Origin of the sequence: Comamonas jiangduensis (assembly GCF_030162955.1) — a bacterium.
Taxonomy (GTDB): domain Bacteria; phylum Pseudomonadota; class Gammaproteobacteria; order Burkholderiales; family Burkholderiaceae_C; genus Comamonas; species Comamonas jiangduensis.
This window is the reverse complement of the sequence record NZ_JARXOV010000015.1, coordinates 1-25,022: the sequence shown is the minus strand read 5'-3', so window position 1 is coordinate 25,022 and position 25,022 is coordinate 1. Positions and strand designations below refer to the sequence as shown.

Here is a 25,022-nt window from a genome sequence, read left to right as displayed (position 1 = left end):
AAAAATGCGCGTCAATGTGGCTATCAGAGATTCGGCATTCTGACCGACGACGGTCTGATGACGGGCCGTGCCGTTAAGGCGTAGGTTCCCCAGGGGTCAAGTCGTGCGGCGCAGCAACCGCACATGCATGGGCCGCACGAATTGCACCCCCTCGGCGCCTACATGCGGCTCGAACGCGGCACGCACACGCGCTTCCAGTGCCGGCGTGACGGCGTGGTCTGCAAAACTGGGATAGAGCATGCGTTGCGCGAATTCCGGCCAGTCTTTGAACCGCACCGGCTGGGTAAAGTGTCGTTCGGCAGCCGCTTGCCAATAGCTGCCTGCGGCCAGCGCGCGTTCCACCGCCGCCTGCGCAGCGGCCCGCACTGTGCCTTCGTCGTTGTAGAGACGCACGATCTCGTTGAGCGTACCACCATAGATGGGCTCGCTCACGTAGAGCCAGCCTCCTGGCCGCACAACCCGCGCAACCTCGGCCAGTGCGGCGTCCATGGACTTTACCGGCACATGGTGCAGACTTTTGAGCATGAGTGCGCCGTCGAAGCTGGCGTCGCCAAAGGGCACGGCCTCGGCGCTGCCCGCCAGAAACTGTAAGCCATCCTGCGGGTGGGCCTGGTTCTTGGCATGCTGCACCCCATCCACCTCCAGACCCACCAACTGGCTGCCGGCATACCGTTGCAACAAGTGGCGCGCCAAGCGGGCGCCGCCACAACCCAGTTCGATCAGGCGCTGCCCGGCCAAAGGCACCAGGTCGGCCAACACTTCGAGTTCGTCCTTCTGGGAGGGCAGTTGATCGGGATCGGAAATGGCAGCGTGCATAGTGGGTTTGTGTCGAGAGGCGTTGTCTGGAAGACCATCAGAGACCAGCATCTGGTGTCACGAGCCGTGTGTGTCAGGTTCCAAAGTTCTCCGGCATCTGCACCGCCACCACCACACCTTTGGCGGTCATCACTGTACGCGCCCAGACTTGGCTCTCGATAGCCACCTTGCGGCCCTTGATTTCTTTGACCTGACCGCGAATGACGAGCTCTGCATCAATGGGTGTGGGCTTGAGGAAATCCACATGCAAAGAGCCGGTGACAAACCGGAAGGCGGGTAGCGAATCCATGCTTCGGCCTTCTTGGCGGTACATGGCGGCCGCCGCACTGGCGGTGCTGTGGCAATCGATCAACGAGGCGATCAGCCCACCGTAGGCAAACCCTGGCACCGAGGTGTGAAAGGGCTCGGGCCGGAATCGGGTCACGGTCTCATCGCCCTCCCATTCGGTCTTGATCTGGTGGCCATGCGGGTTCTGGCTGCCACATCCAGCAGTGCGAAAGGTTTTCTGGGTAGTGGTCCTGGAAGGCGTACATGTGGTTCTCCGTGAATTCGTCCAGTGGATAGTCAGAGGCCCAGCGCCGCCTTGAGCTGAGCTTCGGTGCTGGCGAACTCGTGACCCATCACACGCCCCTGACCAAGGCGGATCAGCGTGACAGCATTCTCCTGCCGGGGCCATTCGGCTAGGGTCTTGGCGTCGAGCGATACACCCACTTCAAAGGGCTGCTCGCGCAGCGAGGGCAGCGCGAAGGTGCGAGTGATGAAGCCGGGCATCTTGCTCATGTCGGCCAAGTAAACTGCGTGGCGGCTGGCCAGCAACCCTTTCGGTTGTGGCGACAACACCGCCATGACCAGGTTGGACGCCGTGCGGCCAGCGGCAAAGATCACCAGCTGGGTGTCGGGCGCGATGCGCCACGCCTGCTCATGCTGGTTTTGAAGGGTCGGCACTGGCAGGGGCTGGCCGACCTCAATGGGGCCGGCCAGCGCGGTCAGCGGGCAGGCCAGGCACAAGGCCAGAAGGATCTTGTTCATGCGGTTTCGTGTTGTTGGCGCGGGTGGGCGTGGCCGCAGCTGGCGCGGCCGTCAGTGTTGACCATGTGGTCAGCCATCTGCGTGAAAGCCTGCAGCAAGCTGTCGCGCAGCGGTTCATCAGCCACCTGTTCGGTCAGGGCGGTGCGCATACACAGCATCCATTCATCACGCTCTGTGGAACCGATCGCGTAAGGCGCGTGGCGCATGCGCAGGCGCGGATGGCCCTTCTTCTCGATGTACAGGTTGGGACCACCGAACCAGCCCGAGAGGAACTCGAACAGGCTCACGTTGGCGCCGGCTAGGCTCTCGGGGTGGATGCGGCGCGCGGCATAGGCCTCGGGCAGCTCGTCCATGAGTTCGTAGAAGCGGTCCACCAGGCGGTGGATGCCGTCGGCGCCGCCCAGGGCTTCATAGACGGTGGGGTTTGCGGTGTCGGACATGAGTGTTTACTTATCAGCCGGCCTTGGCGGGGGCCGGCGCAGCGGCCGCGGGCGGGGCACCGAACAGGCGGTCAGTTAGCTTGACGTACCAGGCCGCGGCCTGCACCTGGACGATGTAGGCCAACGCGATCAGCAGGGCTGCGTCGGCGCCGGCGCTGCCGAACACGCCCATGGCGATGGCCAGGGCGATGGAGAGGTTGCGCATGACGGTGCCATAGACCAGGGCGATGGCATCACCCCGCTTGAACATCGCCTTGCCGACCACGGTGCTGATGGCAGAATTCAGCGCATAGACCAGCACCAGGGGCAGCAGCAGGCCGGGCAGCAGCCCGGGGTTGGCGAAGATGTCCTGCGACTTCAGCGCCATGGAAACGAAGACGATGCCCAGCACGCCCAGGGTGGAAAAGGGCGGGAACTTGGGCTTGAGCTTCTGGTTGAAGTGGGGTTCGCCGTACTTGCCGATCAGCCAGCGCTGGGTGAGGGTGCCCAGCCCCAGCGGCAGGAAGACGATGAGCGCGATCTGCATGAAGACCTGAAGGACCGGGATTTCGACCACGGTGCCCAACAGGAGCTTGAGGTAGACCGGGGCGAGCAGCGAACCGGCGATCAGGCCGACCACGGTCATCTTCACGGCGGCAGGCACGTTGCCCTTGGCGAAGCCAGTCCACGAGATCGTCATGCCCGAGGTGGGGAGCAATGCGGTGAGCAGCAGCGCCAGCCGCACCATGGGCTGGTCGGCAAAGAACAGCAGGCCGGCCGCGTAGCCGATGACCGGCATGAGCAGGAAGTTGATGACCAGCGTCGTGCCCTGCAGCGTGCCGCCACCGGGCTTGAGCAGCTCCTTCACGTTCATCGTCACCATCATGGGATAGACCATGAGGAAGGTCAGCGGCAGGATGGCCGAGCGCAGGAAGCCGGGGTCGGCCACCTGGCCGAAACCCAGCCCGGCCAGCATGGCCAGCGGGATGCTCCAGACCAGGTTCTTCTGCAGCCAGTTGAGGACGTTCCACATGGTGTGCTCCCTCACGCGCCGGTCAGGCGTTCTTCAGGGCCAGGGCCCAGGCCTGCATGGCGTCGTTGGCCGGCTTCATGGGGGCATCCATGAAGCTGATGACGAAGTGGCTGCCCAGGTCGGCGATGCCGATGCTGCGCGGACGCACCGCCAGCACCTGCGGGTTGGGCAGGGCATGGCCGAAGCAGAACAGCACGTTGCTGGCGGCCACGATCTCGGGGGCGATGTCGCCACCAATGGTCTTGGTGTGGGCGAAGTGGTCGAAGGTGCCGATGTAGCTCACGCGCGGGGTGCTGGCGATGCAGGCTTTGAAGTAATCGACGATATCGGCCACGCTAGTGTGCTTGGTCTCGGTCTTGCCAATGTCCAAGACGGTGATCGGGTATTTTTCCTGGAAGTGAAGTTGTTTCATGGTGAGTCGCTCGGGGTGAAGATGAGCTTGCGCAGCGGGGTTTGGTCTCGTGTGTTCATGTGGGAACGGAAAAGATCACTCAATTTCCGTGCCAGACAGTCATGCCGAAATAATTGAATTCAATCAATGACTTAGACCGATGCCCATTCATAATCGAACAAGAAAACTGCCAAACCGCCATTTATGACAGCCAATATCGTCACATCCGCCCCTGCCCGCCCACCCAGTACACAAAAGCCTTGAGCTTAAGCAAACCAGCATGACAACCCCATGGCAGTCAAAAGCGACAGAAATGACTGCCAATATCCTGCCTTCAAAGCCCCCCACCCGCTTAGACACCTATAAGTAGTTGATTTTTATAAGGTTCCTGTGGCGGCATGCTGTGGCATGTTTCTTGTTTACGTTCTTCAGAAGCACTGCCGGCATTCCCCGGTTGGGCAACAGGGCCTTGCGCCCGGCAGGAGACATCTCACCCATGGAAATGATCGGTCTGTACCCCACATGGTTCGAACCCGGGCTGGGTAGCGGTTGGATCGTCGGGCTCATTGCCACGATCCACGTGCTGTTCTCGCACACCTCGGTCGGTGCCGCGATCTTCTTCGCCTTTCTGGCGAACTACGCCCACCGCCACCAGCGCCCCGACCTGCTGGAGTTCATCCGCCGCTACGGCCTGTTCCTGCTGGTGTTCAGCTACGTCCTGGGCTCGATCACCGGGCCGGGTATCTGGTACTCGACCACGGTGGCCAGCCCGCGTGGCATTTCGGCGCTGATTCACAGCTTTGTCTGGATGTGGGCAACTGAGTGGGTGTTCTTCGTCATTGAGGTGGTTGGTGTGTACATGCTGGTCTATCTCGCGAACCGACTCAACGCGCGCACCCACCTTAAGGTGTCGGTCATCTTCGGTCTGACCTCCTACACCACCATGCTGGTGATCGTCGGCATCCTGAGCTTCATGATGTGGCCGGGTCAGGCCGGCTGGTACGAGACCGGTGGTGTGCTCAATGCCTTCTACGGCCCAAACACCTTCGCCCAGCTGGGTATGCGCAGCGCCTTCATGTTCACCATGACGGCGGTGGTCGGCGGCATCGTCGCGGCGCGTTTCCAGGACGCAGCGTTCAAGAAGGACGTGGCGCGCAAGCTGGCCTGGCTGGGCATTTGCTCTGCCGTCGCGGGTGCAGCCATGTTCCAGTGGTACCTGAACACGCTACCCGAGACGGCAGCGCTGGTGCTGGCCAATCGCCTGCCGGCGTGGTTCCAGCCAGCGCTGCTAGGCATCCTGGGTGCCACCGTGGCTTATTTCGCCATGACGCTGCTGCAGCCACGCAACCTGGTGGCCGGCGGTGCGGCAGCCATGACGCTGGCCGTGCTGGTCTTCGGCCTGTGGCCCGAGGAAGTGGCACGCGAATCGATCCGCAAGCCCTGGGTCGCCGGCCAGTACGTCTACTCCAACCAGGTGGTCGGGCGTGACGTGCCGGGCATGGGCGTGCGTTCTGAGATTCCGACGATCGAAGCGCATGGTTTCCTCAAGACCATGGTCTTCCTGCCGGACCACCTGCGCACCATCACCGACAGCAACCGCGTTGAGGCTGGTCGCGTGCTGGCGCTAGCCACCTGCTCCAACTGCCATTCGCTCAGCGCCACCGGCATGCGCCCGCTGCGCAACTACTTCAGCGCCAGCAACAGCACTTCGGAGATAGCTGACTACCTGCAGGCCGCGTTGTCCACCGGCAACACGCTGTACATGCCGCAGATCCCGTTCAAGGATGACGAGGCACTGGCGCTGGCCAGCTTCATCGCCACGCTGAACCTGCCATCTGCGCCCGCGGCAACACAAGCCAAAGCCCAGGCGGCCACCTCCACGATCAAGGAGTGAAGCCCATGACCCCTGAGATGCTCCTCGCGCTGCGCGACCCCGCCGGCGTTCCCTCTCACCCGCTGGTTTTCCTCGTTCTGGGTGTGCTCACCTTCGCGCTGCACATCGCGGCCGTGCAGGTGATGCTGGGCGCCGGTGCGCTCACGCTGCGCGGTGCCTTCAGCGCCAGCACCTACTGGCGCCGCCTGGCTGCGGCCATGCTGACCACGTCCAAGATCGCGGTCTCGGTAGCCATCGTGCTCGGTGTGGCGCCGCTGCTCTTCGTGCAGGTGGTCTATGACCCTTTCTGGTACACCTCCAACGTGCTCTCGGCCTGGTGGGTAATCGGCTTCATCGGCATCCTGATCGTCGGCTACATCGCCCTGTATGTCTTCTACTGGAAGAACCATGACATCGTGAAGGAGGGCGGGCGTGGCGGCGTCTGGATGGTGGCCTCGCTGGCCCTACTGCTGGCTGTGGGTTTCATCGTGCACAGCCTGACCAACCAGATGCTGTTCCCCGAGCAGTGGATGGCCTGGTATGCCCCGGGTGGCGTGGTGCAGCCCGACGGCCACAGCCTGCACTACTGGAACCTGCCGCGCTTCGGCTTCTTCATCGCGCTGGCCGCGCCCGTGACCGGCGCCTGGCTCTACGCCTACCGCCGTTACCTGCAGGGCTCTGCCCAGCCCGATGTCGCCTACATCGCCTGGCTGGCACCGCTGGCACAGAAGCTCATGCTGATGGGCGGCGTGGTGGCCGTGCTGCTGGGTGCAGCGTGGATGGCCACGCTGCCGGCCAAGATGGCCTGGTTCGCGGTCTCACCCTGGTCGCTGATCGCATTGCTGGCGCTGTTGGCTACCGTGGCCTTGCCGCTGCTTCTGCGCGGCCGTCTGGACCGTGGGTACTGGGGCTATGCCATCTTCGGCGTGGGGGCGGTGGCGCTGATCGTCGTCGGTGCGGCGCGAGAGGTGCTGCGCTACGTCACACTGGCCGGCACGCACGGCTACGACGCGCTGGACTACCGCATCAACATGGACTGGTACAGCACCGCGCTGTTCTTCAGCACCTTCGGTGTGCTGGGCGCGGTGACGCTGGGTTATCTGCTGACCATTGCCTGGCAGGCCGGGCAGACGCAGGGGACCTACACCCCCAGCCCGGCAATTAACCGTCTGGGCAGCGTGGCCATCGGCCTGCTGGTGGTCTGGACTGCGGTCTATTTTGGCGTTGGCCTATTTGTGCAGATGCGTTGAACATGAAACACCTTCTATTCCAGGGCGCCGCTGTACTGCTGCTCGGCGTGGCCGGCGCCGCCGGCGCCCAGACTGCCAAACCGGCTGCAACGCCGCCGGCCGTTAGCGGTGAAGCCATGGCGCATAGCTGTGCCGCCTGCCACGGCACACAGGGACGGCTCGGCGACGAGTCCTTCATGCCGCTGGCCGGCATGCCGGTGGCGCAGTTCGTCACCACCATGAAGGACTTCCGCGAGGGCCGGCGACCGGCCACGCTGATGGGCCTGGTGGCCCGGGGCTTCAGTGATGCCGACATCCAGGCCATGGCCGAATTTTTTGCGGCTGTGCAGCCGCAGGAGCGGAAATGATGGAAATGACTGCCGATCTTTCACGCAGGCGCTGGCTGACTTCCTCGCTCGGCCTGCTCTCAGCGGCCTCACTGCCGGCCTGGGCGCAGGCGCCCGCCCGCACGGGCCCGGCGCACATCGTCATCGTCGGCGGCGGCGTCGGCGGCGCCACCGCCGCCAAGTACCTCAAGCTCTTCGACCCCACGCTGCGCGTGACGGTGATCGAGAAAAACCCGGACTATGTGCGGCCCTACGGCTCCAGCGAGGTGCTGAACCAGCATGCGCGCATGGAAGACCTCAACGTCAGCTATGACGCGCTGCGCAGTCGCTACGGTGTGGAGTTCGTGTTCGACACCGTCACCGGCTTCGATCCGCAGGCGCGCACGGTGAGCACGGCTGGTCGCCAGAAGATTGGCTACGACCGCCTGATCGTTGCGCCCGGCATCCAACTCATGTACGGCGCCTACGCCGGCTACAGCGAGCAGGTGGCCAATACCTCGGTACCTTCGGGCTGGATCCCCGGTGCGCAGACCGCGCTGCTGGCGCGGCAGCTGCAGGGCATGCGCGAGGGCGGCACCTTCGTGCTGGCGGCGCCGCCCAACCCCTACCGCTGCCCACCCGGGCCCTACGAGCGCGCCGCGCTCATGACCGAGTGGTTCATGAAGCACAACCCGCGCGCCAAAGTCATCCTCGTTGACCCCAAAGACAGCTTCGTGACCGACGAGACCATGATGCTAGGTTGGAACCGCTTGTACAACTTCAACCTGCCCGAGGACTATGCCAAGCGCATGTCGGCCCAGGTCGAGATCAAGCAGCATGCCACGCCCGGCATGATGAGCTGGGTGCGCGGCAAGGACGGCGGCCGCACGTTGAAGATCGACGCGAAGAAGATGACCATCGAGACCGAGGCCGAGGTCATCAAGGCCGACGTGATCAATGTCGTCCCGCCCATGAAGGCCGGCCAGATCGCAATCACGCTGGGCTTGGCCGACAGCAGCGGCTGGTGCCCGGTGGACCGCCGTACCTTCGCGTCTACGCTGCAGGCCAATGTGCACGTGATCGGTGACGCCAGCATTGCCGACGCGATGCCCAAGTCCGGCTTTTCGGCCAACACGCAGGCCAAGGTGGTGGCGCGCGCCATCATCGAGGAACTGGCCGGACGGCCCGTCCCCGAGCCACTGTGGGAGAACACTTGTTACGCGCTGGCGGGCAAGGACTACGGCCTGTTCGTGGCCGACGTGTTCCGCCTGGTGGACGGCAAGATCGCCCGCACCAATGGCAAGGAGCGCTACCTGCCGCTCAACGCCACGCCCGCGCAGATCAAGCTCGGCGCCCGCTACCAGCAGGCCTGGCTGCGCACCTTCACCCAGGATTGTTTCTCCTGAGGGAACCGACAATGACCCTGATTCCACGTTCCCTCCCGTCCGTTCTGGCTACTCTTTTACTGATGGCCGGTTCGGCCAGCCTGCACGCGTCGGAGCCGGAGGCTGCCAAGGCGGCGCAGCCCTGGACGCCAGCTACTTTGCGCCAGACTTTGGCGCAATTGCCCGCCGGTGATGCCAAGCGCGGCGAGCAGGTGCACACACATTTCATGTGCGCCTCCTGCCACGGTGAGCGCGGCGTGGCGCCGACGCTGAACTGGCCCCACCTGGCTGGTCAGAAGGCTGCCTATACCGCCAAGATGATGCTGGACTACCAGAGCGGGTTGCGACGTGAGGGCCGACGGGCCGAACTCATGTACGACATCGCGGTGATGATGACGCCGCAGCAGATCGCCGATGTCTCCGCCTTCTATGCCGTGCAGCCCGTGCCGCGCGACGACGGCACGCCGCGCCCGCAGGCTCAGCCTGCGCCCAGGGACATGGATGCGCGACTGCTGGTGCGCAAGGGTGATCCGACGCGCCTCATCACTCCCTGCGCGAGTTGTCACGGCGTGGTAGGCCAGGGCGGCAGTCGCGAGGCGCCTGCGCTGGCCGGCCAGAACCCGCTGTACTTCGTGCGTACCATGCTCGACTACCAGGGCGGCGTGCGCAACAACGACAGTGCCAAGGGCATGCGCGTGTTCGCCCACAAGCTCACGCGCGGCGAGATCGAGGCGCTTGCGCGCTACTACGCCGACCTGCCCACTGGCAAAAAATAGACCTCTCACATGAACTTCTGGGATCACAATTTTTCAGGCACCGGCTACAAATACGGCACCGCGCCCAACGCTTTCATCGCCGCCGAAGCGCAGCGCCTGGCCCCACGCAGCCGCGTGCTCGTGCCCGGCGATGGCGAGGGACGCAACGGTGTCTGGCTCGCGCAGCAAGGCCATGAAGTGACAGCGGTGGACTATTCCAGCGTGGGCCTGGACAAAGCCCGCTCGCTCGCCGCGCAGCGTGGCGTGCAGTTGCAAACCGAGCTGGCCGATCTGACCGAGTGGCAGGTGCCGGCCCAGCCGTTTGATGCGCTGGTGTTGGTGTTCGTGCACCTGCCAGCAGCCATCCGCACTCAAGTGCATCAACGGCTGCTCAAAGCACTCAAGCCCGGCGCCCTGGTGCTGATCGAGGCCTTCACCCCTACACAACTGCATCTAAGCAGCGGTGGCCCCAAAGACGTGGCCATGCTCTACACCTTGGACCTGTTGCGTGCCGACTTTGCAGCCGACGCGCGCGAATTGACTGGCCTCGAGTGTGAGACCGTGCTGGACGAAGGACCGGGGCACCAGGGCCTCGCCCATGTGGTGCGGGTCGTATGGCAAAAGTGCTGAACCCCAAGTCTCTGCCCGCACCAGTCAAGGCTCGGCAGACACCGTGGCACTGGCCAGGCCTTGGTCTGCACTGGGTTTTCCACCACGCGTTGCTCCGTGCACTGCGTGCGCCACGTCTGCCACACGATCCGCCACTGTACCAGCGAGCCTTGAGACGGGGGCGCTCAGCGCGCATCGCCTCAATACACCGGAAGGGAAGCGACTGGCTGTGTGGCTGGCTCATCCCGATGCCGCAGGCCCGACTGCCGCACCCGCTGTACTGGTCATGCACGGCTGGGGGGCGAATGCGGCCATGATGTGGCCGGTGGTACAGCCGCTGGTGGACTCGGGCCATGTGGTGACCCTGCTCGATGCCCGCTGCCACGGCGAAAGCGACGGCGACGACTTCACCTCACTGCCCCGCTTTGCCGAGGACATCGCCACCACACTGCGGTGGCTGGTGCAACAACCCGGCGTGGATGCCCAGCGGCTAGCACTGCTCGGCCTGTTGATTTCCATCCAGAAGTGACCCACTAGACCCCGGTGGGGATGCGGACAAAAACTTGGACTACCAGGAGGTAGTTCATGTACTCATACGCAGACAGGATTCGTGCAGTTGAGCTTTACATCAAGCTTGGCTTACGTGTTAGAGCCACGATTCGTCAGTTGGGATACCCAACCAAGAACGCATTGAAAGGCTGGTATCAGCACTACCTGAAGCATCAGGATTTGCCAGCAAGCCAAGTGCCAAGAGCACCCAAATATTCGCTGCAGCAAAGACAGGTTGCGGTTGCTCATTACCTCGCCCACGATCGCTGTATTGCTGCCACGATGAGGGTTTTGGGTTACCCGGGTCGAGGAACGTTGACTGCGTGGGTTCGGCAAGACTGCCCCGAGGCCAGCCAATCGATACTAGGCAGGTCTTGGCCGGTTACAAAGCCGGATGCTTTGATGTATGAAGGCGTGGTGCAACTGTGTACCCGCCAATCAAGCGCACAGGAGATTGCGGACAAGTTAGGGGTATGCCGAGGAACCTTGTACAACTGGAAAAATCAGTTGCTTGGCCCTTGCGCCCCCGCCTCGATGAAACACAGTCCAAAGCGATCGCCAGTGTTGGATGCAGCAGCGCTCAGGTGCCAAGTTGAATCATTGCGCCAGGATGTTCGGCGGCTGAAGATAGAGCGTGAACTTCTCAAGCAGGCCCATGAAATCTTAAAAAATGGGGCTGACATTGATCTGCATAGGCTGGCAAACAAAGATAAGGCTGTGCTGGTTGAAGCGCTGCACGGGCAGTATGAATTGCCAGAACTGCTTTGCCATGTTGGCCTTGCTAGAAGCTCGTATTTTTACCATCGTGCCCGGCTGAAGCTGGCTGACAAATACTTGGATGTACGCCGAAGCATCACCGATATCTTCGACAGCAACTACCGTTGCTATGGATATCGCCGAGTCCAGGCATCCCTGCTCAAGGAGTGCACGGGCATCTCAGAGAAGGTGGTTCGTCGGCTAATGAAGCAGGAGGGGTTGATCGTGGTCAAGCCCAAACGCCGCAGATATAACTCATACCTTGGAGAGATAGGCGCTGCCCCGCAAAACCTCATCAATCAAGACTTCCATGCTGCTGCGCCGAATGAGAAGTGGCTTACCGACATCACTGAATTCCAGATTCCTTCCGGCAAGGTTTACCTGTCGCCAGTGATTGATTGCTTTGACGGGCTGGTGGTGAGCTGGTCCATTGGGACTCATCCCAACGCCAATCTCGTCAACACAATGCTGGATGCAGCCATTGATGCTGTTCAAGGCAGTGAGAGCCGCCCTATGATTCATTCTGATCGTGGAGCTCACTACCGCTGGCCGGGCTGGCTCTCGCGGGTGCACGATGCAAAGTTGGTTCGTTCAATGTCCCGCAAAGGGTGCTCACCAGACAACGCAGCATGCGAAGGCTTCTTTGGAAGGCTGAAAATGGAGTTGTTCTATCCCGGCAACTGGCAATCAACGACGATTGAGCAGTTCATTGAAGCCGTCGATACTTACATCCGTTGGTACAACGAAAAGCGCATCAAGGTATCTCTGGGGCGTTTAAGTCCTGTGGAATACAGGCAAAAACTTGGCCTAACCACATAAACCCAGTCCAAGTTTTTATCCGCACCCCCACCGGGGGTTAGTGGGTCACTTCTGGGTGGAAATCAACACGCTGCGTCTGAAGCGGAAGTAACCACTGCTGCTCACTTGCAGAACATGGCAAGAAACAGCAATTGGATAGACGTTCTTCATTTGCTCAATCCAGGCATACCTCGCAGCACGTCCTGCGCGAAGTACGCCGCCGCTTTTTTTGCGATGTCACGCTCCATTCGCAAACGTGCAACTTCGGCTCGCAGACGGCTTATCTCCATTTGCTCCGGCGTTACCTTGCTGCCAGCACCATCAGCAGTCCCAAGCTTGAGGGTGCCTACTTTTGCCTGTCGCACCCAACTGCCCAAGCTGGCCTTGGGGATTCCCAGCGTCTGGCACACCTGCATCTGAGATTGCTCACTTTGCACCAAGCGTACCACCTCCAATCTAAATTCCTGCGTGTACGCCGCTCGCACTTGTTTTGCAACCATTTCTTAGCTCCTTGTCTCCATTTTGGACAACGCTAGGAACTCCCCTTTTGAGGAGTAAGGCCATCCTCCAATTCCGTGATGATGTCGGGCACCATCAGTACCCCCATCGAGATCCTCCGCCCATCTGGCTTGATGAATCCGTATTCAAGTTGGACAGGGCCTCACGAAGGCTCCAAATTCTCCATGATTTGAGATCCTCGGCCTGCATCACCCCAAGGGAAATACCAAGCCTCTGATTTGGCCATGCGACATCCAAACAAATGGAACTTTGATGCGAAGATGGAGCGTATGAAATTTCCGGTGGCGACCAGCCCTTGTTTCGGGCCAACTCCAACACTCCACGCAATGCTGCGTCGGCATGTTTTAGCGCAGATTCCCAAGTCAACTTGATGAGATCTTGTTCGCGCCGCTTTCGCGCCAGCACCGTCATGTCCTCGTACTTTATGAACATTGCCTCGTGCATTGGTTGGTCACGATGACAAGCAGCACACAAGGGACGCAAGTTGCTCAAAGTGTTGTTGGTCTTGTTTCCGTCCTTATGGTGAACGTGGAGCAGGTATTTCCGGTCGCTGAGATTCACCCCGCAGTCGTCACAGCACCAGTTCACATGTCGGCGAATACGCTCTGAAATTTCCTTCCAATCACTGGTGTAGTTGGTACTACCAGGGTTTGTGCCAGATCGCTGCGGGAAATACTTAAAGCAAGAACTGTAGGTTTCAAAAAACTCCGAGATGTCAAAATTATCACGCGCTTGATACCTAGATTGACTCGATAGCGCCGAGTTTTTGTAGTTTAGGTGATTGAGACAATTGATACATACATTCAGAGCAGCCTCGCCGGTCCTCTCTCCACCCCACTGGCGAGAGACACCGCCGACCGGGAAACTGCCGGTGAGGTTGGTGATGGCGAAGTAGCGCTCAAACCTTCCATTGGCCCTCATCGTGTCCAAAGTTTTGCAATGCGAAATATGGAATTTCTTACCGGCGCTTCTATCCCCAGACAGAACCTTGTCGATGCTGTGGCCTTGGTCAGGGATGTAAAGGAGAACCTGGCGACCTTTGTAGCTCAGCAGGTCGCCGATGTTGTCAAGGTCATCCAGTTTGACCTCAATCCCACGGTCACCCAGGGTCACGTCAATCGGGTCCAGGGATCGCTCAGAAGTGACTATAAATGGCTCGACCGCTCCCTTAAGACGGTTCACTTGGTTCCACAATGCAGAAAAATCGTAGGTCAGATTCATGCTGGACCTCAATCTTCGAGGATGCTACGGATCTGGGTTTCCGCGTTGGTAATCACGCGAAACGTCACACGGCGTGATGCGTCTTCATCCTCTAGGCCTTGTTCGTTCAAGACCAAACGGCTCGACGAGAAACCCACGGCGGCCACGTTCTTCCTGACCCAGTCGCGCTCGATACTGACCGCATCCAGCATCTGCACGTACAACAGAACGGAACGAGTGCGCTCCTGCGAAAGAGCCATGTTGCGGAAATAGGCGTCATCTGGCGAGGAGTTGTGGTTCCACTTGGAACTGGTATGCCCCTCGATGCGTACCTCGCCAATCGAATCTCGGAAATCGCTAAGCACCTTCAAATACCGAGGGAAAAAGTCCATTAGCACAGCCCGGAAGACAGGTCGGAGTTCGGCCGAACCTGTCACGAAGAGGATATCTGGAGACTTGAACTTGAAGGACAGCGTCGTGGGATCAATCTCGGCATTCCACTTTTCTAGATCCTCAGAAAACTCGGTTTTCAGGGCCTCGTACAGAGCCACCTGACGTTCCTGGTACGCCACAGCGACTTGTTTGATCTTGTCCCGTTCGATGAACGCGGTCCGCATCAGCGCAATGCTGATGAACAAGAACACGATCATGAGGCCTGACATCAGATCCGACACACTCATCCAATGGTCGGAATCCTCGTGCTCTCGGCTTTCAGAGCCTCCAAAAATTTTGGAACTCATGGCCGACGACCTTGCGTGTTACCGAGGTCGCGGCTTTGGATGTCGTAGATGTCGACCAATCGCCGGGCAATCGAAGCCAAGGCGGTGCCCAAGTCAGACAGCGCTTTGTTCAGTTGTTGCTCCAGTGCGCTGTCTACCGCCCGCAGCTGCGTGTTGACGGCTTCGCCAGTGCGGGTAACGGCTTCTTGAATTTGCTTTTCCACGCCACCCAGGCTGCGCTCCACATCGGTCCGTACGGACTGGAGGATAGTATTGAGTTCGCTGTTCACGCTGTCGGCCATTTGTTTGAAGCTATCTGCCGTTTGCTTCTGGGCGCGCTCGGCCTCTGCCACCAAGCCGTCGGCGGTGTTTGTCACTGCCTTCAGGGCGGTGTCGCTGGCTTTGGTGACGTTAGCTTGCACCGCATCCATAGCCACGGAAACGGCTTCACTGACACCGTTCTTGATGCGATCGGTGTTCTGCTCGACCTTGATCATCGCGTCGGTGAGGTCACTGGAGATGCTATCGGTCTTCTGCGCCACTTCTTTGGCCATGTGCTCAATCGAGTTGTTGGCAGTCTTAACGTGTTCACCAAAGTCAGCGGCACCTTCCAGAATGACGGTACGCATGTTCTCTGCACCATCGCGGAGTTGCTGCCCCACCTCTTCGAGCTTCTGCTGGATTTCGGGAACTGCCAGCACCGCTTGCTGCCGCAGGGCCATGAAGGCTTCCAAGTGGCGGCTCAGCTCCAGAATCTGGTGCTGGTTGACGTTGATCACATCGGCCAAGGCTTGCATGTCGCCAGGGATGCGCCCCGTCTGTTCTTTGATCTCCACTACAGCCCCCTTGGTGGCGTCGATGGATTGAACACCCTGATCGAATAAATCGATCATGCGCTCCAGCTGGATTTTGTATTCAGCTTGCCAATCGACAAGTTTTTTCACCGACTCGTCGAGGCGCTTAAAGTTGTCGCCGAACTGTTCAGTCAGGTTACGGTTGAAGTCGATGATGACCTGGCGCAATGCTTCGATCACCTGCTCGGTCGCCGATTTGGACAACATTTCAGTAAACTCGCGCAACTGCTGCCAGAGCTTGTCTTCAAAAGCTTGGTGAGCGCGCTGTTGACTGGAACGGAAGTCGTTGACATCGCTGCGAAGGAGCTTGAGCTGTCCCACCATGGAATTCTCTTCGGAGCCTCCAACAGCACGTACCAGCAGGTCCATAGATTCGTTCTGTTTTTGGAGCTGAGTGAAGATTTCTTTGGGGCCGACCTCATCCACAACGGCAGCAATATTGGTAACTGGTGTTTTTTTGGAAGTGACCCATTTGAAGGCGATCGTGAAGGCCATGCCGAAGACACTGGTCACGAATGCCGTGCGCAGGCCGCCCAGCAGATCCTTGATGCTTTCGTCAATTTGGCTAGGGTCAAAGGTAAACAAGCCAACCACGATGCCGACGAAGGTCCCCAAGATCCCTAGCGAGGTCATAAGGGTAGGGGCAGCCTCGACAAATTTGGCGCGCTCGCCGCGCTTGGCGGCTCCTGTAGCACTGATAAAAATCCAGACGATAAGAAGTCCAAAAACTGCAATAAGCAGGACCTCTAAAAAACTCATTTGTAACGAGCCGATGCTCATGAAAACTCCCTGATATTCGACTAAAAATACTGACCTTGCCCCTGTTTCGGGGAGTTCTTAACCCACGGTTCACGCGGCTTTTTTACGCTGTTCTTCGTACCAGCGTTGTCCATACTGCATGGGACTGACGTAACCCAGCGTTGAATGCAGCCTGCGGTGATTGTAGAAGGCCATCCAGTCCATCACCGCCTGCCTTGCCCAGCACACGGCAAAGCAGTCACTGGATGATCATCAGATTCCAGTGGCAGCTTTGAGGTGCACAGCGGACCGATGAGGCAGTTCACTTGCAATGACCGCTTTGGGACGCAGCAGTCGTTGGCTTTGCGGAATTGATCGGCCGCAATCAGCCTAAAGCTGCCTGCAGCCAGATACTTTCAGGGATGTAGCCCCGGCTGATTTCCACCACGCGCACGTAACGACTCATACAACTGCGCTGGTCCAAGCAAGATGGATTTCAGACCAGCTCGCACACGCTCACTGTCCAAGGCTTGTTTGCTCATCGAGGTATAGGCATCAAAGGCATCAATGATTGCGTCAGTCAGTGCGCTATCCAAGTCTGGTGAATTGTCAAACTGACCTTTGCTGTTATTGCTGGCTTGCTGCACCAAGATGTCAGATTCCAGCAGCTTACCCTTAACGTGGTTGACGTAGACCAACCGGTCGTCGTCCGTCAACTCACCTTCAAACAGGTCGTTGACCTTGGTCACAAGCTCCGACAGCAAGACCTTTTGCTTATCTTGCACCGCACCGCCACCGGCTTCTGTCATCGGCTCCAGCTTGTGCTGACCGTCTGCTTGGTGTAGCGCCAGATTGCGCTGACCCTGGTCTTTGAGGCGGTGGTGGGTCAGTACCACCTTGGACAGGTCCACACCCTCGCGCTCACGGCCAAAGTCCAGCAGGGGCAGCAGGCGCTTAAAAAACAGGGCACGCTTTTCAATGGCTGTGTTGCCGTAGTCGAAGACTTGACCCAGGAAGGCATAGACGCGCACAAAGGTGCCCAGGTCACGCTTGAACAGCACCAGGGCGTCCAGCTCGTCCTTGGCAGCCTGGGTTGTCGGGCCATCAACGATCGGGCCGCTTTGGGCTTCTTGCAGGGCTTGCTGGGCAGCCTTGTAGCGCTTGAGCAATCTGTCTGCCACCGGCTCAATCGCAGCCACCAGCATGGCTTGCGTGGCCTTGGGGTTCATCTCCGCTTGCACCACACGCTCGACCTCAAAGTCGTCGTAGTGGCCCGCCGCGTCCAGCTTGGCGCGCAAGTCATAGACCAAGTGCGGGTCGGTCACACCCGCCAGTTCGGCAGTTTCGTAGTAGGTCTTGAACGCTGCCAGGACATCATCGGGCTCGTTCACGAAGTCCAGGATGTAGGTCGTGTCCTTGAGGCCATACGGCCCGCTGTAGGCGCGGTTCAAGCGGCTCAAGGTCTGCACGGCCTGGATGCCGCCCAGGCGCTTGTCCACGTACATGCCACACAGCAGAGGCTGGTCAAAGCCGGTCTGGAATTTGTTGGCCACCAGCAGGATTTGGTACTCATCAGTGGCGAAGGCTTCGCGCATGTCGCGACCTTTGAGCAAGGGGTTGAGCTGCGTGCTGTTTTCCGTCACGGGCTCGGGCAGGCTTTCCGGGTCGTTCACTTCACCTGAGAACGCAACCAAGGCACCCAGCTTGTAGCCCTGCTCTTTGATGTAAGTCTGGATGGCCAGTTGCCAGCGCACGGCCTCCTGACGGCTACCAACCACCACCATGGCCTTTGCGTGGCCGTCCAACAGAGGTTGTACGTTCTCGCGGAAGTGCTCGACGACTACGGCTACCTTCTGGCTGATGTTGTAGGGGTGCAAACGTACCCAGCGCATCAAGCCTTTCATGGCCTCGCTGCGCTCGACTTCTTTCTCGTCCCACTCTTTACCGTCATTGGCCAGTTTGAAGGCCAGCTTGTAAGGCGTGTAGTTCTCCAGCACATCCAGGATGAAGCCCTCCTCGATGGCCTGGCGCATGGAGTAGACATGAAACGGCGCTGGCATATTGCCCGGACCGGCGGGCAGGTCTGGCTGGGGGCGACGGCCAAACAATTCCAGCGTCTTGCCCTTGGGCGTGGCGGTGAAGGCGACATACGTGATGCCAGCGTCGTTGGCCCGCGCGGCCATCTGTGCGGCCAGCAGGTCTTCGGTGCCGACCTCGCCGCCGTCGGCCAGTTCCTTGAGTTCTTCAGCACTCAACAACTGTTTGAGCTTGCTCGCAGCTTCACCCGTCTGGCTGCTGTGCGCTTCGTCGGCAATCACGGCAAAGCGTTTGCCCTGCGTGGCGGCCAACTCTTGCACGGCTTTGAGGGCGAACGGAAAAGTCTGGATGGTGCAGACCACAATCTTCTTGCCGCCACCCAGCGCCTCGGCCAGTTCGGCGCTTTTGCTGCCGCCCTCACCCTTGATGGTGGCCACCACGCCCTTGGTACGCTCAAAGTCAAAGATGGCTTCTTGCAGCTGGGCATCCAGCACATTGCGGTCGCTGACCACTAGCACGCTGTCAAACAGCTTGTGGTTGTCAGCGTCGTGCAGGTCGGCCAGAAAGTGCGCTGTCCAGGCAATCGAGTTCGTCTTGCCTGAGCCCGCACTGTGCTGGATCAGGTACTTGTGCCCAGCACCTTCTTGCAGCACTGCGGCTACCAGTTTGCGCGTGGCGTCCAGCTGGTGGTAACGCGGGAAAATAAAGCCCGAGACGTTCTTTTTGCTGTCGCGCTGGGTGACCAGGTAGCGGCCCAAAATCTCCAGCCAGCTATCGCGTTGCCAGACTTGCTCCCACAAATACGCCGTGCGGTGGCCGTTGGGGTTGGCAGGATTGCCAGCGCCGCCATGGTCCCCCAGGTTGAACGGCAAAAACCGCGTGCTTGGGCCTTGCAGGCGGGTGGTCATCATCACGGTGCGATTGCTCACGGCAAAGTGCACCAGCGCACCACGGGGAAAGTCGAGCAGCGGCTCAGCAAATGGCTTGCCTTTGGGCTTGGGGATGCGGTCAAAGCGGTACTGGTCGACCGCTGCATTGATGTCTTGCGTGAAGTCGGTTTTGAGCTCGGCTGTGGCCACCGGGATGCCGTTGAGGAACAGCACCAGGTCGATGATGTCGTCATGGTTGGTGCGGCACTGGCGCACCACGCGCAGGCGGTTGGCGGCGTAGCGGGCCTGCAAGTCAGGGTTCATGGCCAGTGCAGGCTTGAACTGGGCCAGTTTGAACGGGGTTTTAAGGCCCAGCATGTCCATGCCCACGCGCAGCACTTCCAGCGTGCCGCGTTCGTCCAGCGTTTTGCGCAGGCGGTCCAGCAACATGGCCTCAGCGCCCGCACCATGGTTCTTGACCAAGGTGTCCCAGGCTTGCGGCTGCGTAGTTTGCACCCACTGCAGCAAGTCTTCCGGGTACAAAGCACGGGCAGTGTCATAGCCTCGCGCATCACCATCTTGTCCAGGCTCTGCATACAACCAGCCGTGGCTGGCCAGGTGGTTGCAAATGTCCAGTTCAAACTGAATTTCTTGGTGCAGAGCCATGGTCTCCCCTTGTATCTTTTGTTTATGCGCTTGCGCTGCTTATCGCCTGACGTTTGAGTAGGTCCAAAGTGGTGCCATTGCTGTCTTTCCACTCTTGCCATCCGTTGGCGGTACGCCCCAGCACAGCCATAGCTGCACGGCTTGGTGATGGAAAAAGATGGTCTTTGAGAAAAACGATGCTTTCCCCTTCTATCTTTACCAAGTCAGAGGCCAGCAGCTTGTCTCTAAATGCGGCGTCACTGGTTCCCATGATAGAGGGCACATTGTTTTTACGACCTATTGAGCCCTCCAGCACCACAAACCCTTCGGTTGTGTAAATGCCCTTGGCATTAGCACCGCCAGAGGTGCAATAGAAAAACTCTAACGCTTGGTCTTTTTGCCCTACTTGCGGGGCTACTGCATCAAACAAGGGGTAGCCCAAGGTTGTCAGCAAGGTTTGACCAGTCTCGAAGATCTCCAAACAGTCCGCTTCCATAGGCGCCGGGGTGTAAGGTCGAGAGCCTGCATTCCCGTTTTTAGGCTTATAGCGCTGTGCTTTAGTGGCCGCCTGAATGCTCAGCCACTCCAGATAAAGCGCATGTGTCTGCGTGATGGATTGGGTGCGCGAAATCAACACCAAGGCGCGCTCCCAGAAATCTTTATCGCTATCGTGCTTCGCTAGGCGACCACGCAGGTCACCAGTCTGCCCAACATAGACCTCCGGCTGGCTGTCATCATCCGGCTTGGACACTAAGTAATAGACCCCCACCTGCTCGGACTCTGCCATTTTGAAAAATTCTGGCAACAGCTTACGCGGCACCTCAATGACTTGAACAATACGTGTCGTGATCTCTGCGACACGAATTCCAGTAGGTTCACCACCCGGCAAAAAGATTTGGATAGTTTGTGGTCTGAGTGTCATGCGCTCTCCGATACAGACCAATTGCGCACATCAATCTGGCCGGTGACGGCGGCCGAGATCAGGGCGGAGCGGCGTTCTTGCAGGAGGGTGATGGCAATTTCTGATTCAGCGATCAATCCACCAAACTCAGTAAGCAACCTCTTCACATCGTTCACGATTGCGAGTTGCTCGGACATGGGAGGAATGGGAATGATGAATTTGTTGATCTGGTCGGGGCTGATATGCGGAACACTCACACCTGTCGTTTCAGGTGAAAAGTGCGCGATGAACATCTCAGACGCCAGCAAGTAGTGCAGGTAGTCTGCGTGTAGCTTGCTGCCGACTTTCAGCGAAGCAACGCGCTGAAGAAGCAATGATGGCAAATCTTCTGCCGTTACCTTTGCGACCCGCATGCCCTCGCCAATCAATGGGCGATCCATTCCGATAACAAGGTCACCTTCGACCATCTCGTAGTCGTCGAGGCCATCGCCCTCCGATCGTTGCCAATACACGGTGTCATCCCATTTGAGGCGTGACACGCCGACATTGGCACCCCGCAGCAAGCGGTGATCTGAATCATCGTCAGTGAATCCGCTGGATGGGAATGCAAATCCAGAGAGGATTCGAAGGTAAAAGCCGCACTTACCTACAGCCCAATGCTCCGGCACTTCCCCCAGCCACTCCACGCCCGAGTCCTTCATCGGCACGTTCGGGTTCAGCCCCTTGGTCACGGCGTGGGAGATGACGGCCTGGCGCTTTTCTTGCAGCAGGGCGATCAGCTTTTCCTGCTCGGCCACCAGCGCGTCAATCTTGGCGGTTTCGTGGTCGAGGAAAGTGGCGATGGCGGTTTGTTCTTCAATTGGCGGATGGGTAAGGATCAGCCGAGGAATGTCATCCATGCTGATATTTTTTTGCGTGTTGGCCGTGCAGTAGTTGTCGATTTCCGCTTGGGTCGCTTTGGACTTGAGTATGTATTCAACAAACTCTGGCAGTGCTGCATTTCTATCTATCCGGATCAACGCCAGTGGTGACCAAATGCTGAAATCGAAGTCAACTTTCACGCGCGCGATCTTGCCTGTGGATGCCGCCTTACCCATGAGAAGGTCATTTCGCCGTGGGCTCGCTTTTCGCTTGAACTCTGCGTGGTCATCCTCGGAGACAAACCGACACCCGTCGAAGACAAGCTCGCCATTCTGAATTCCATCCACCGAAAGAAATGGAACGCCTTCATCAATGAACACGGGGGTTGTGTGAGGGCCGTCAGTCACCTTCTGCGCGAGGACATTCTTCAGGCGAAGTACGCCCCAATGCGCCGGCACCTCACCCAGCCATTCCACCCCACTGTCCTTGTACTCCGGGTATCGCTGAAAACTCATGCCGACAGCCCTCTGATCATGTCCAGAATGCGGCCGGTGGTTTGCTTCAACTCGGCATCAATCTCCGCCAGCGGGCGCGGCGGTTTGAAGACATAGAAGTGCCGGTTGAATGGTATTTCGTAGCCCACCTTGGTCTTGTCGGGGTCGATCCAGGCATCAGGCGCGTGCGGCAGCACCTCGCGCTGGAAGTAGGCCATGATGTCTTCGGTGTAGGGCACGTTTTCGGTATCGCGCAGGCTGGTGTCGGCCTGGGGCTTGCCCTTTTGTTTGCCTTTGCTGCCCAGCACGATCTGGCCGTGCTCATCGCGCAGCGGACGTTCCACGGTGATGCTGTGGTAGCCAAAGTCTTCGTTGTCAAAGATGCGGCTGAGGGGTTTGCCCTCTGCATCTTGGGCTTCGACAAAATCCCCGAATAGGCGTGTGATGTGCTCAATGTGCGCATCGCTCAGTTCCTTGCGTTTGGAGCCCAAGCTTTTGCGCATCTTCTGCCACATGCCCGAGGCATCGATCAGCTGCACCTTGCCTTGGCGCGCTTCGGGCTTGCGGTTGCTGATGATCCACACATAAGTGGCAATGCCCGTGTTGTAGAACATGTCGGTGGGCAGGCCCACGATGGCTTCGAGCAGGTCATTTTCCAGCACATAGCGGCGGATTTCCGATTCGCCCGAACCCGCCCCGCCGGTGAACAGCGGTGAGCCATTGAGCACAATGCCAAAACGGCTGCCGCCTTCTTGCGCGGGCCGCATCTTGCTAATGAGGTGCAGCAGGAACAGCATGGAGCCATCCGAGACACGCGGCAGGCCGGGGCCAAAGCGGCCGTTGTAGCCTTGTTGCTCGTGCTCTTTGCGCACCTCTTTTTCCACCTTCTTCCACTCCACGCCAAACGGTGGGTTGGAGAGCATGTAGTCAAAGTGCTTGGTGGCGTGGCCGTCGTCGCTCAAGGTGTTGCCAAAGGCGATGTTGGCCACATCCTGCCCCTTGATGAGCATGTCGGCCTTACAGATGGCGTAGGACTCGGGGTTGAGTTCCTGGCCAAACACCGTGAGGCGCGCTTGGGGGTTGTGCTCGGCCAGGTATTCGCCTGCCACACTGAGCATGCCCCCCGTTCCTGCAGTGGGGTCATAGACGGTGCGCACGACGCCAGGCTTGCTCAGGATGTCGTCATCCTCAATAAAGATGAGGTTGACCATGAGACGGATGACCTCACGCGGCGTGAAGTGCTCCCCGGCGGTTTCATTGCTGATTTCAGAGAACTTGCGGATCAGCTCCTCAAACACCAGGCCCATCTGCATATTGCTGACGCGGTCTGGGTGCAGGTCAATCTGGGCGAACTTCTCGCTCACCTGGTACAGCAGCCCGGCCTTGGCCAGGCGCTCGACCTGGATGTGGAACTCAAAGCGCTCAAACACGTCGCGCACGGCGGGCGAAAACGCCTGCACGTAGCTGTAGAGGTTTTGCGCAATGTGGTCCGCATCACCCAGCAGGGTTTTGAGGTCCAGCGGCGAGGTGTTGTAGAAGCTTTGACCGGACTTGCGCAACAGGAATGGCTCTGGGTTGACTCCCTGCTTTTCTTTTGCTGCCAACTCTGTAAGCACAGCCTCTTTGGTGTCCGCTAGTACACAGTCCAAACGACGTAAGACGGTAAAGGGAAGAATGACTTTGCCGTAGTCCGACTGTTTGTAGTCTCCACGCAGTAAATCAGCAACAGACCAGATGAAAGCGGAGAGAGATTGTTGGTTCATTGACTACAAAAGCAGCATCCTGCTGCTAAACGTTAACGCTTATAAGGGCACGCCACCCTAGGAGGCATGCCCAAGAAAAAATTCGTGGATGTCGATCAGAACTCATCAAGATCATCAGAGATCACGCCTCGGCTGAGCAAGTCCCGTTTGCTTGCTTCAATGAGTTCACGTACATGAACTGGCTGATCGCCCAAGCTCGGCAGCTTTAGTTCAGGGTAATTGAGGTTCTCGATGATGTGCCCCTCATCGTCATAAATCTTTTCGCCTGGAAACCTCTCATCTAGCACTTTGTCTTCGTGCCGTGCCAGACTAATCGCATCAACCTCTGACATGCCTTGAAAGTACATCAGCATTGCTGCCCGTAGTGCTTTGGACTCGCGCATGGCTTGAAAAAAAGCTTCTTGTTGTTGTTCCCAATGACCTTCCATGCCCATCATCTCCTGAAAAAGATGATTCTAGAAGCAAAGGCACATCAGACAGCCCATACGACGAAGCACCTACTGCCCTTTAGACCACCCGCGTCTACGGCGAGGCAAGGAAAGGCGCATAAAAGGCAACTCCTTCACAAAGACAGCTTCGACAAATTGACGGAACTCTGCCCATGAGCTGTCCTGCTTGGCTGATAGTGTCCAGCTCCGATCCTGCAGAAGATGTATTCCTGGGGCTTGCAGAGCTTGCCCCAAACGCCCTTCCAGCTTGCCTCGCGGGCCCAAAATGAAATCTGCCCACGCCAATGAAATTGGCGAAGTTTGTGCAGTATGCTTGTCCAGCAGTCGCTTCACTTCAGGGCCTATCAAGATCACGGTACAGCGCGGCTCACCCCATGCAGTGGCCGAAAGCTTGATCAGATGCCCGTTGATGTTTGTAATCCGAAGCTTTTTCAGGAAAGTGATGAACTCTCTTGCGTGCGTCAAGGCCCGAAGAAAGTTTTCTGGAAACGCATCGGCCACTTGATAGTGCGCACGAGGTACATCCCGGTTCAGAGCTAATTCATTGCCCTCTGGCGTATCCATGCAAATTTCAAAAGCCAAGGCCTCCAGCTTGGGGTTCTCAGCCCTCATTCCGTCTAAATAGCTCTCTATGGACGTACTCGCATGGTAGGCCTCGTCATAGAGAGCTTTGTTACGTTTTCGGGCCTCTTTTTGGCAAATTCCACGAACGATTGCTTCCAGTCGATCTTGCAATGCAACCGTATCTGCGTGGCTAAAGCGATGCTTCTCTAGGTACAGATGTTTGCCTGAACCCTTGATGAGCTCTGCTTGCGGGACCAGCAAATCCTGAAAAAATTTGAAGTGCGCGCTCTCAACAAAAACGGCTGAACGCAATGAGTCCAGGATGTCCCTAGCCCGCATTTCCTCTTCATAGCAGTACAGATCTAGGCAAAGCAATAAACGCTCGCCAAGTGCACTGCACACCATTCGTTCGTTTTCCTCGCTCCAGCAAAAATGCGAACC

23 protein-coding genes and 2 pseudogenes are annotated in these 25,022 nt (G+C 58.7%); 8 read left to right on the top strand and 17 right to left on the bottom strand.

Annotated features, from left to right (window positions below):
* Window positions 1–96: 96 nt before the first annotated feature.
* The 6 genes from QEP12_RS12165 to QEP12_RS12140 all read right to left on the bottom strand — a co-directional run bounded on the left by QEP12_RS12165 (window position 97) and on the right by QEP12_RS12140 (window position 3,709).
* Window positions 97–816, bottom strand: coding sequence for a class I SAM-dependent methyltransferase (locus tag QEP12_RS12165; protein ID WP_284214422.1), 720 nt, complete (start codon window positions 814–816; stop codon window positions 97–99).
* A 73-nt stretch (window positions 817–889) separates the two neighbouring features.
* Window positions 890–1,240 carry a PaaI family thioesterase gene (locus QEP12_RS12160; protein ID WP_284214421.1) on the bottom strand — a complete coding sequence of 117 codons (351 nt, stop codon included), beginning with the start codon at window positions 1,238–1,240 and terminating at the stop codon, window positions 890–892.
* Window positions 1,241–1,380: 140 nt separating this feature from the next.
* Window positions 1,381–1,845, bottom strand: a complete 465-nt coding sequence (locus tag QEP12_RS12155) for a hypothetical protein (protein WP_284214420.1) — start codon at window positions 1,843–1,845, stop codon at window positions 1,381–1,383.
* Complete coding sequence (locus tag QEP12_RS12150) at window positions 1,842–2,285, bottom strand: group II truncated hemoglobin (RefSeq protein ID WP_054257525.1); 444 nt, start codon at window positions 2,283–2,285, stop codon at window positions 1,842–1,844. Before QEP12_RS12150 ends, QEP12_RS12155 begins: the two co-directional genes overlap by 4 nt.
* A gap of 13 nt (window positions 2,286–2,298) precedes the next feature.
* Window positions 2,299–3,297 (bottom strand): arsenic resistance protein, encoded by a 999-nt coding sequence (locus QEP12_RS12145; RefSeq protein ID WP_284214419.1) that lies wholly within the window; start codon window positions 3,295–3,297, stop codon window positions 2,299–2,301.
* 22 nt (window positions 3,298–3,319) lie between these two features.
* Window positions 3,320–3,709: a DUF6858 family protein gene (locus tag QEP12_RS12140; RefSeq protein WP_054257527.1), complete on the bottom strand. Its 390-nt coding sequence runs from the start codon at window positions 3,707–3,709 to the stop codon at window positions 3,320–3,322.
* A gap of 349 nt (window positions 3,710–4,058) precedes the next feature.
* Here QEP12_RS12140 and QEP12_RS12135 point away from each other — a divergent pair, with 349 nt between their 5' ends.
* From QEP12_RS12135 to QEP12_RS12100, 8 genes are read left to right on the top strand one after another with little or no spacing between them, the layout of a single operon-like run.
* Window positions 4,059–5,582: a c-type cytochrome gene (locus QEP12_RS12135; RefSeq protein WP_284214418.1), complete on the top strand. Its 1,524-nt coding sequence runs from the start codon at window positions 4,059–4,061 to the stop codon at window positions 5,580–5,582.
* 5 nt (window positions 5,583–5,587) lie between these two features.
* Window positions 5,588–6,811, top strand: a complete 1,224-nt coding sequence (locus tag QEP12_RS12130) for a hypothetical protein (protein WP_284214417.1) — start codon at window positions 5,588–5,590, stop codon at window positions 6,809–6,811.
* A 2-nt stretch (window positions 6,812–6,813) separates the two neighbouring features.
* Window positions 6,814–7,158 (top strand): c-type cytochrome, encoded by a 345-nt coding sequence (locus QEP12_RS12125; RefSeq protein ID WP_054257530.1) that lies wholly within the window; start codon window positions 6,814–6,816, stop codon window positions 7,156–7,158.
* Window positions 7,158–8,522: an NAD(P)/FAD-dependent oxidoreductase gene (locus QEP12_RS12120; RefSeq protein WP_284214415.1), complete on the top strand. Its 1,365-nt coding sequence runs from the start codon at window positions 7,158–7,160 to the stop codon at window positions 8,520–8,522. The genes QEP12_RS12125 and QEP12_RS12120 overlap by 1 nt, the downstream gene beginning before the upstream one ends.
* Before the next feature lie 11 nt (window positions 8,523–8,533).
* On the top strand, window positions 8,534–9,277 hold the full coding sequence (locus QEP12_RS12115) for a c-type cytochrome (RefSeq protein WP_284214414.1): 744 nt from the start codon (window positions 8,534–8,536) through the stop codon (window positions 9,275–9,277).
* 9 nt (window positions 9,278–9,286) lie between these two features.
* Entirely contained in the window at window positions 9,287–9,886 is a 600-nt protein-coding gene (locus QEP12_RS12110; protein WP_284214412.1) for a class I SAM-dependent methyltransferase, read from the top strand.
* Window positions 9,855–10,394: an alpha/beta hydrolase gene (locus QEP12_RS12105; protein ID WP_284214410.1), complete on the top strand. Its 540-nt coding sequence runs from the start codon at window positions 9,855–9,857 to the stop codon at window positions 10,392–10,394. Before QEP12_RS12110 ends, QEP12_RS12105 begins: the two co-directional genes overlap by 32 nt.
* 56 nt (window positions 10,395–10,450) lie before the next feature.
* A complete protein-coding gene (locus tag QEP12_RS12100) occupies window positions 10,451–11,989 on the top strand; it encodes an IS3 family transposase (RefSeq protein ID WP_284214409.1) in 1,539 nt (512 codons plus the stop codon).
* A gap of 72 nt (window positions 11,990–12,061) precedes the next feature.
* Here the strand turns inward: QEP12_RS12100 and QEP12_RS12095 are convergent.
* From QEP12_RS12095 to QEP12_RS12045, 11 genes and pseudogenes are all read right to left on the bottom strand, one after another.
* Window positions 12,062–12,468: pseudogene (locus QEP12_RS12095) on the bottom strand (transposase); the annotation flags it as partial.
* A gap of 94 nt (window positions 12,469–12,562) precedes the next feature.
* Window positions 12,563–13,708 carry an HNH endonuclease signature motif containing protein gene (locus tag QEP12_RS12090; RefSeq protein ID WP_174863109.1) on the bottom strand — a complete coding sequence of 382 codons (1,146 nt, stop codon included), beginning with the start codon at window positions 13,706–13,708 and terminating at the stop codon, window positions 12,563–12,565.
* An 8-nt stretch (window positions 13,709–13,716) separates the two neighbouring features.
* Complete coding sequence (locus QEP12_RS12085) at window positions 13,717–14,427, bottom strand: OmpA family protein (protein WP_284214408.1); 711 nt, start codon at window positions 14,425–14,427, stop codon at window positions 13,717–13,719.
* On the bottom strand, window positions 14,424–16,040 hold the full coding sequence (locus QEP12_RS12080; RefSeq protein WP_284214407.1) for a hypothetical protein: 1,617 nt from the start codon (window positions 16,038–16,040) through the stop codon (window positions 14,424–14,426). The genes QEP12_RS12085 and QEP12_RS12080 overlap by 4 nt, the downstream gene beginning before the upstream one ends.
* 69 nt (window positions 16,041–16,109) lie before the next feature.
* Window positions 16,110–16,238: pseudogene (locus tag QEP12_RS12075) on the bottom strand (integrase core domain-containing protein); the annotation flags it as partial.
* Window positions 16,239–16,414: 176 nt separating this feature from the next.
* Window positions 16,415–19,570, bottom strand: coding sequence for a type I restriction endonuclease subunit R (locus QEP12_RS12070; protein ID WP_284214406.1), 3,156 nt, complete (start codon window positions 19,568–19,570; stop codon window positions 16,415–16,417).
* A 22-nt stretch (window positions 19,571–19,592) separates the two neighbouring features.
* Complete coding sequence (locus QEP12_RS12065; protein WP_284214405.1) at window positions 19,593–20,471, bottom strand: GIY-YIG nuclease family protein; 879 nt, start codon at window positions 20,469–20,471, stop codon at window positions 19,593–19,595.
* Complete coding sequence (locus QEP12_RS12060) at window positions 20,468–21,826, bottom strand: restriction endonuclease subunit S (protein ID WP_284214404.1); 1,359 nt, start codon at window positions 21,824–21,826, stop codon at window positions 20,468–20,470. Before QEP12_RS12060 ends, QEP12_RS12065 begins: the two co-directional genes overlap by 4 nt.
* Window positions 21,823–23,568 carry a type I restriction-modification system subunit M gene (locus QEP12_RS12055; RefSeq protein ID WP_284214403.1) on the bottom strand — a complete coding sequence of 582 codons (1,746 nt, stop codon included), beginning with the start codon at window positions 23,566–23,568 and terminating at the stop codon, window positions 21,823–21,825. The genes QEP12_RS12060 and QEP12_RS12055 overlap by 4 nt, the downstream gene beginning before the upstream one ends.
* A 95-nt stretch (window positions 23,569–23,663) precedes the next feature.
* Entirely contained in the window at window positions 23,664–23,996 is a 333-nt protein-coding gene (locus QEP12_RS12050; RefSeq protein WP_280025664.1) for a hypothetical protein, read from the bottom strand.
* 69 nt (window positions 23,997–24,065) lie between these two features.
* A partial coding sequence (locus QEP12_RS12045; protein WP_284214402.1) for a hypothetical protein occupies window positions 24,066–25,022 on the bottom strand: 957 nt, incomplete at its 5' end.

What these genes read in the sequence shown, in the direction of transcription:
- QEP12_RS12060 (WP_284214404.1), bottom strand. Translation starts at nt 21,826, where the DNA reads ATGAGTTTTCAGCGATACCCGGAGTACAAGGACAGTGGGGTGGAATGG.
- QEP12_RS12070 (WP_284214406.1), bottom strand. Translation starts at nt 19,570, where the DNA reads ATGGCTCTGCACCAAGAAATTCAGTTTGAACTGGACATTTGCAACCAC.
- QEP12_RS12105 (WP_284214410.1), top strand. Translation starts at nt 9,855, where the DNA reads ATGTGGTGCGGGTCGTATGGCAAAAGTGCTGAACCCCAAGTCTCTGCC.
- QEP12_RS12100 (WP_284214409.1), top strand. Translation starts at nt 10,451, where the DNA reads ATGTACTCATACGCAGACAGGATTCGTGCAGTTGAGCTTTACATCAAG.
- QEP12_RS12050 (WP_280025664.1), bottom strand. Translation starts at nt 23,996, where the DNA reads ATGGAAGGTCATTGGGAACAACAACAAGAAGCTTTTTTTCAAGCCATG.
- QEP12_RS12085 (WP_284214408.1), bottom strand. Translation starts at nt 14,427, where the DNA reads ATGAGTTCCAAAATTTTTGGAGGCTCTGAAAGCCGAGAGCACGAGGAT.
- QEP12_RS12125 (WP_054257530.1), top strand. Translation starts at nt 6,814, where the DNA reads ATGAAACACCTTCTATTCCAGGGCGCCGCTGTACTGCTGCTCGGCGTG.
- QEP12_RS12055 (WP_284214403.1), bottom strand. Translation starts at nt 23,568, where the DNA reads ATGAACCAACAATCTCTCTCCGCTTTCATCTGGTCTGTTGCTGATTTA.
- QEP12_RS12155 (WP_284214420.1), bottom strand. Translation starts at nt 1,845, where the DNA reads ATGAACAAGATCCTTCTGGCCTTGTGCCTGGCCTGCCCGCTGACCGCG.
- QEP12_RS12145 (WP_284214419.1), bottom strand. Translation starts at nt 3,297, where the DNA reads ATGTGGAACGTCCTCAACTGGCTGCAGAAGAACCTGGTCTGGAGCATC.
- QEP12_RS12065 (WP_284214405.1), bottom strand. Translation starts at nt 20,471, where the DNA reads ATGACACTCAGACCACAAACTATCCAAATCTTTTTGCCGGGTGGTGAA.
- QEP12_RS12090 (WP_174863109.1), bottom strand. Translation starts at nt 13,708, where the DNA reads ATGAATCTGACCTACGATTTTTCTGCATTGTGGAACCAAGTGAACCGT.
- QEP12_RS12115 (WP_284214414.1), top strand. Translation starts at nt 8,534, where the DNA reads ATGACCCTGATTCCACGTTCCCTCCCGTCCGTTCTGGCTACTCTTTTA.
- QEP12_RS12080 (WP_284214407.1), bottom strand. Translation starts at nt 16,040, where the DNA reads ATGAGCATCGGCTCGTTACAAATGAGTTTTTTAGAGGTCCTGCTTATT.
- QEP12_RS12140 (WP_054257527.1), bottom strand. Translation starts at nt 3,709, where the DNA reads ATGAAACAACTTCACTTCCAGGAAAAATACCCGATCACCGTCTTGGAC.
- QEP12_RS12165 (WP_284214422.1), bottom strand. Translation starts at nt 816, where the DNA reads ATGCACGCTGCCATTTCCGATCCCGATCAACTGCCCTCCCAGAAGGAC.
- QEP12_RS12120 (WP_284214415.1), top strand. Translation starts at nt 7,158, where the DNA reads ATGGAAATGACTGCCGATCTTTCACGCAGGCGCTGGCTGACTTCCTCG.
- QEP12_RS12110 (WP_284214412.1), top strand. Translation starts at nt 9,287, where the DNA reads ATGAACTTCTGGGATCACAATTTTTCAGGCACCGGCTACAAATACGGC.
- QEP12_RS12150 (WP_054257525.1), bottom strand. Translation starts at nt 2,285, where the DNA reads ATGTCCGACACCGCAAACCCCACCGTCTATGAAGCCCTGGGCGGCGCC.
- QEP12_RS12130 (WP_284214417.1), top strand. Translation starts at nt 5,588, where the DNA reads ATGACCCCTGAGATGCTCCTCGCGCTGCGCGACCCCGCCGGCGTTCCC.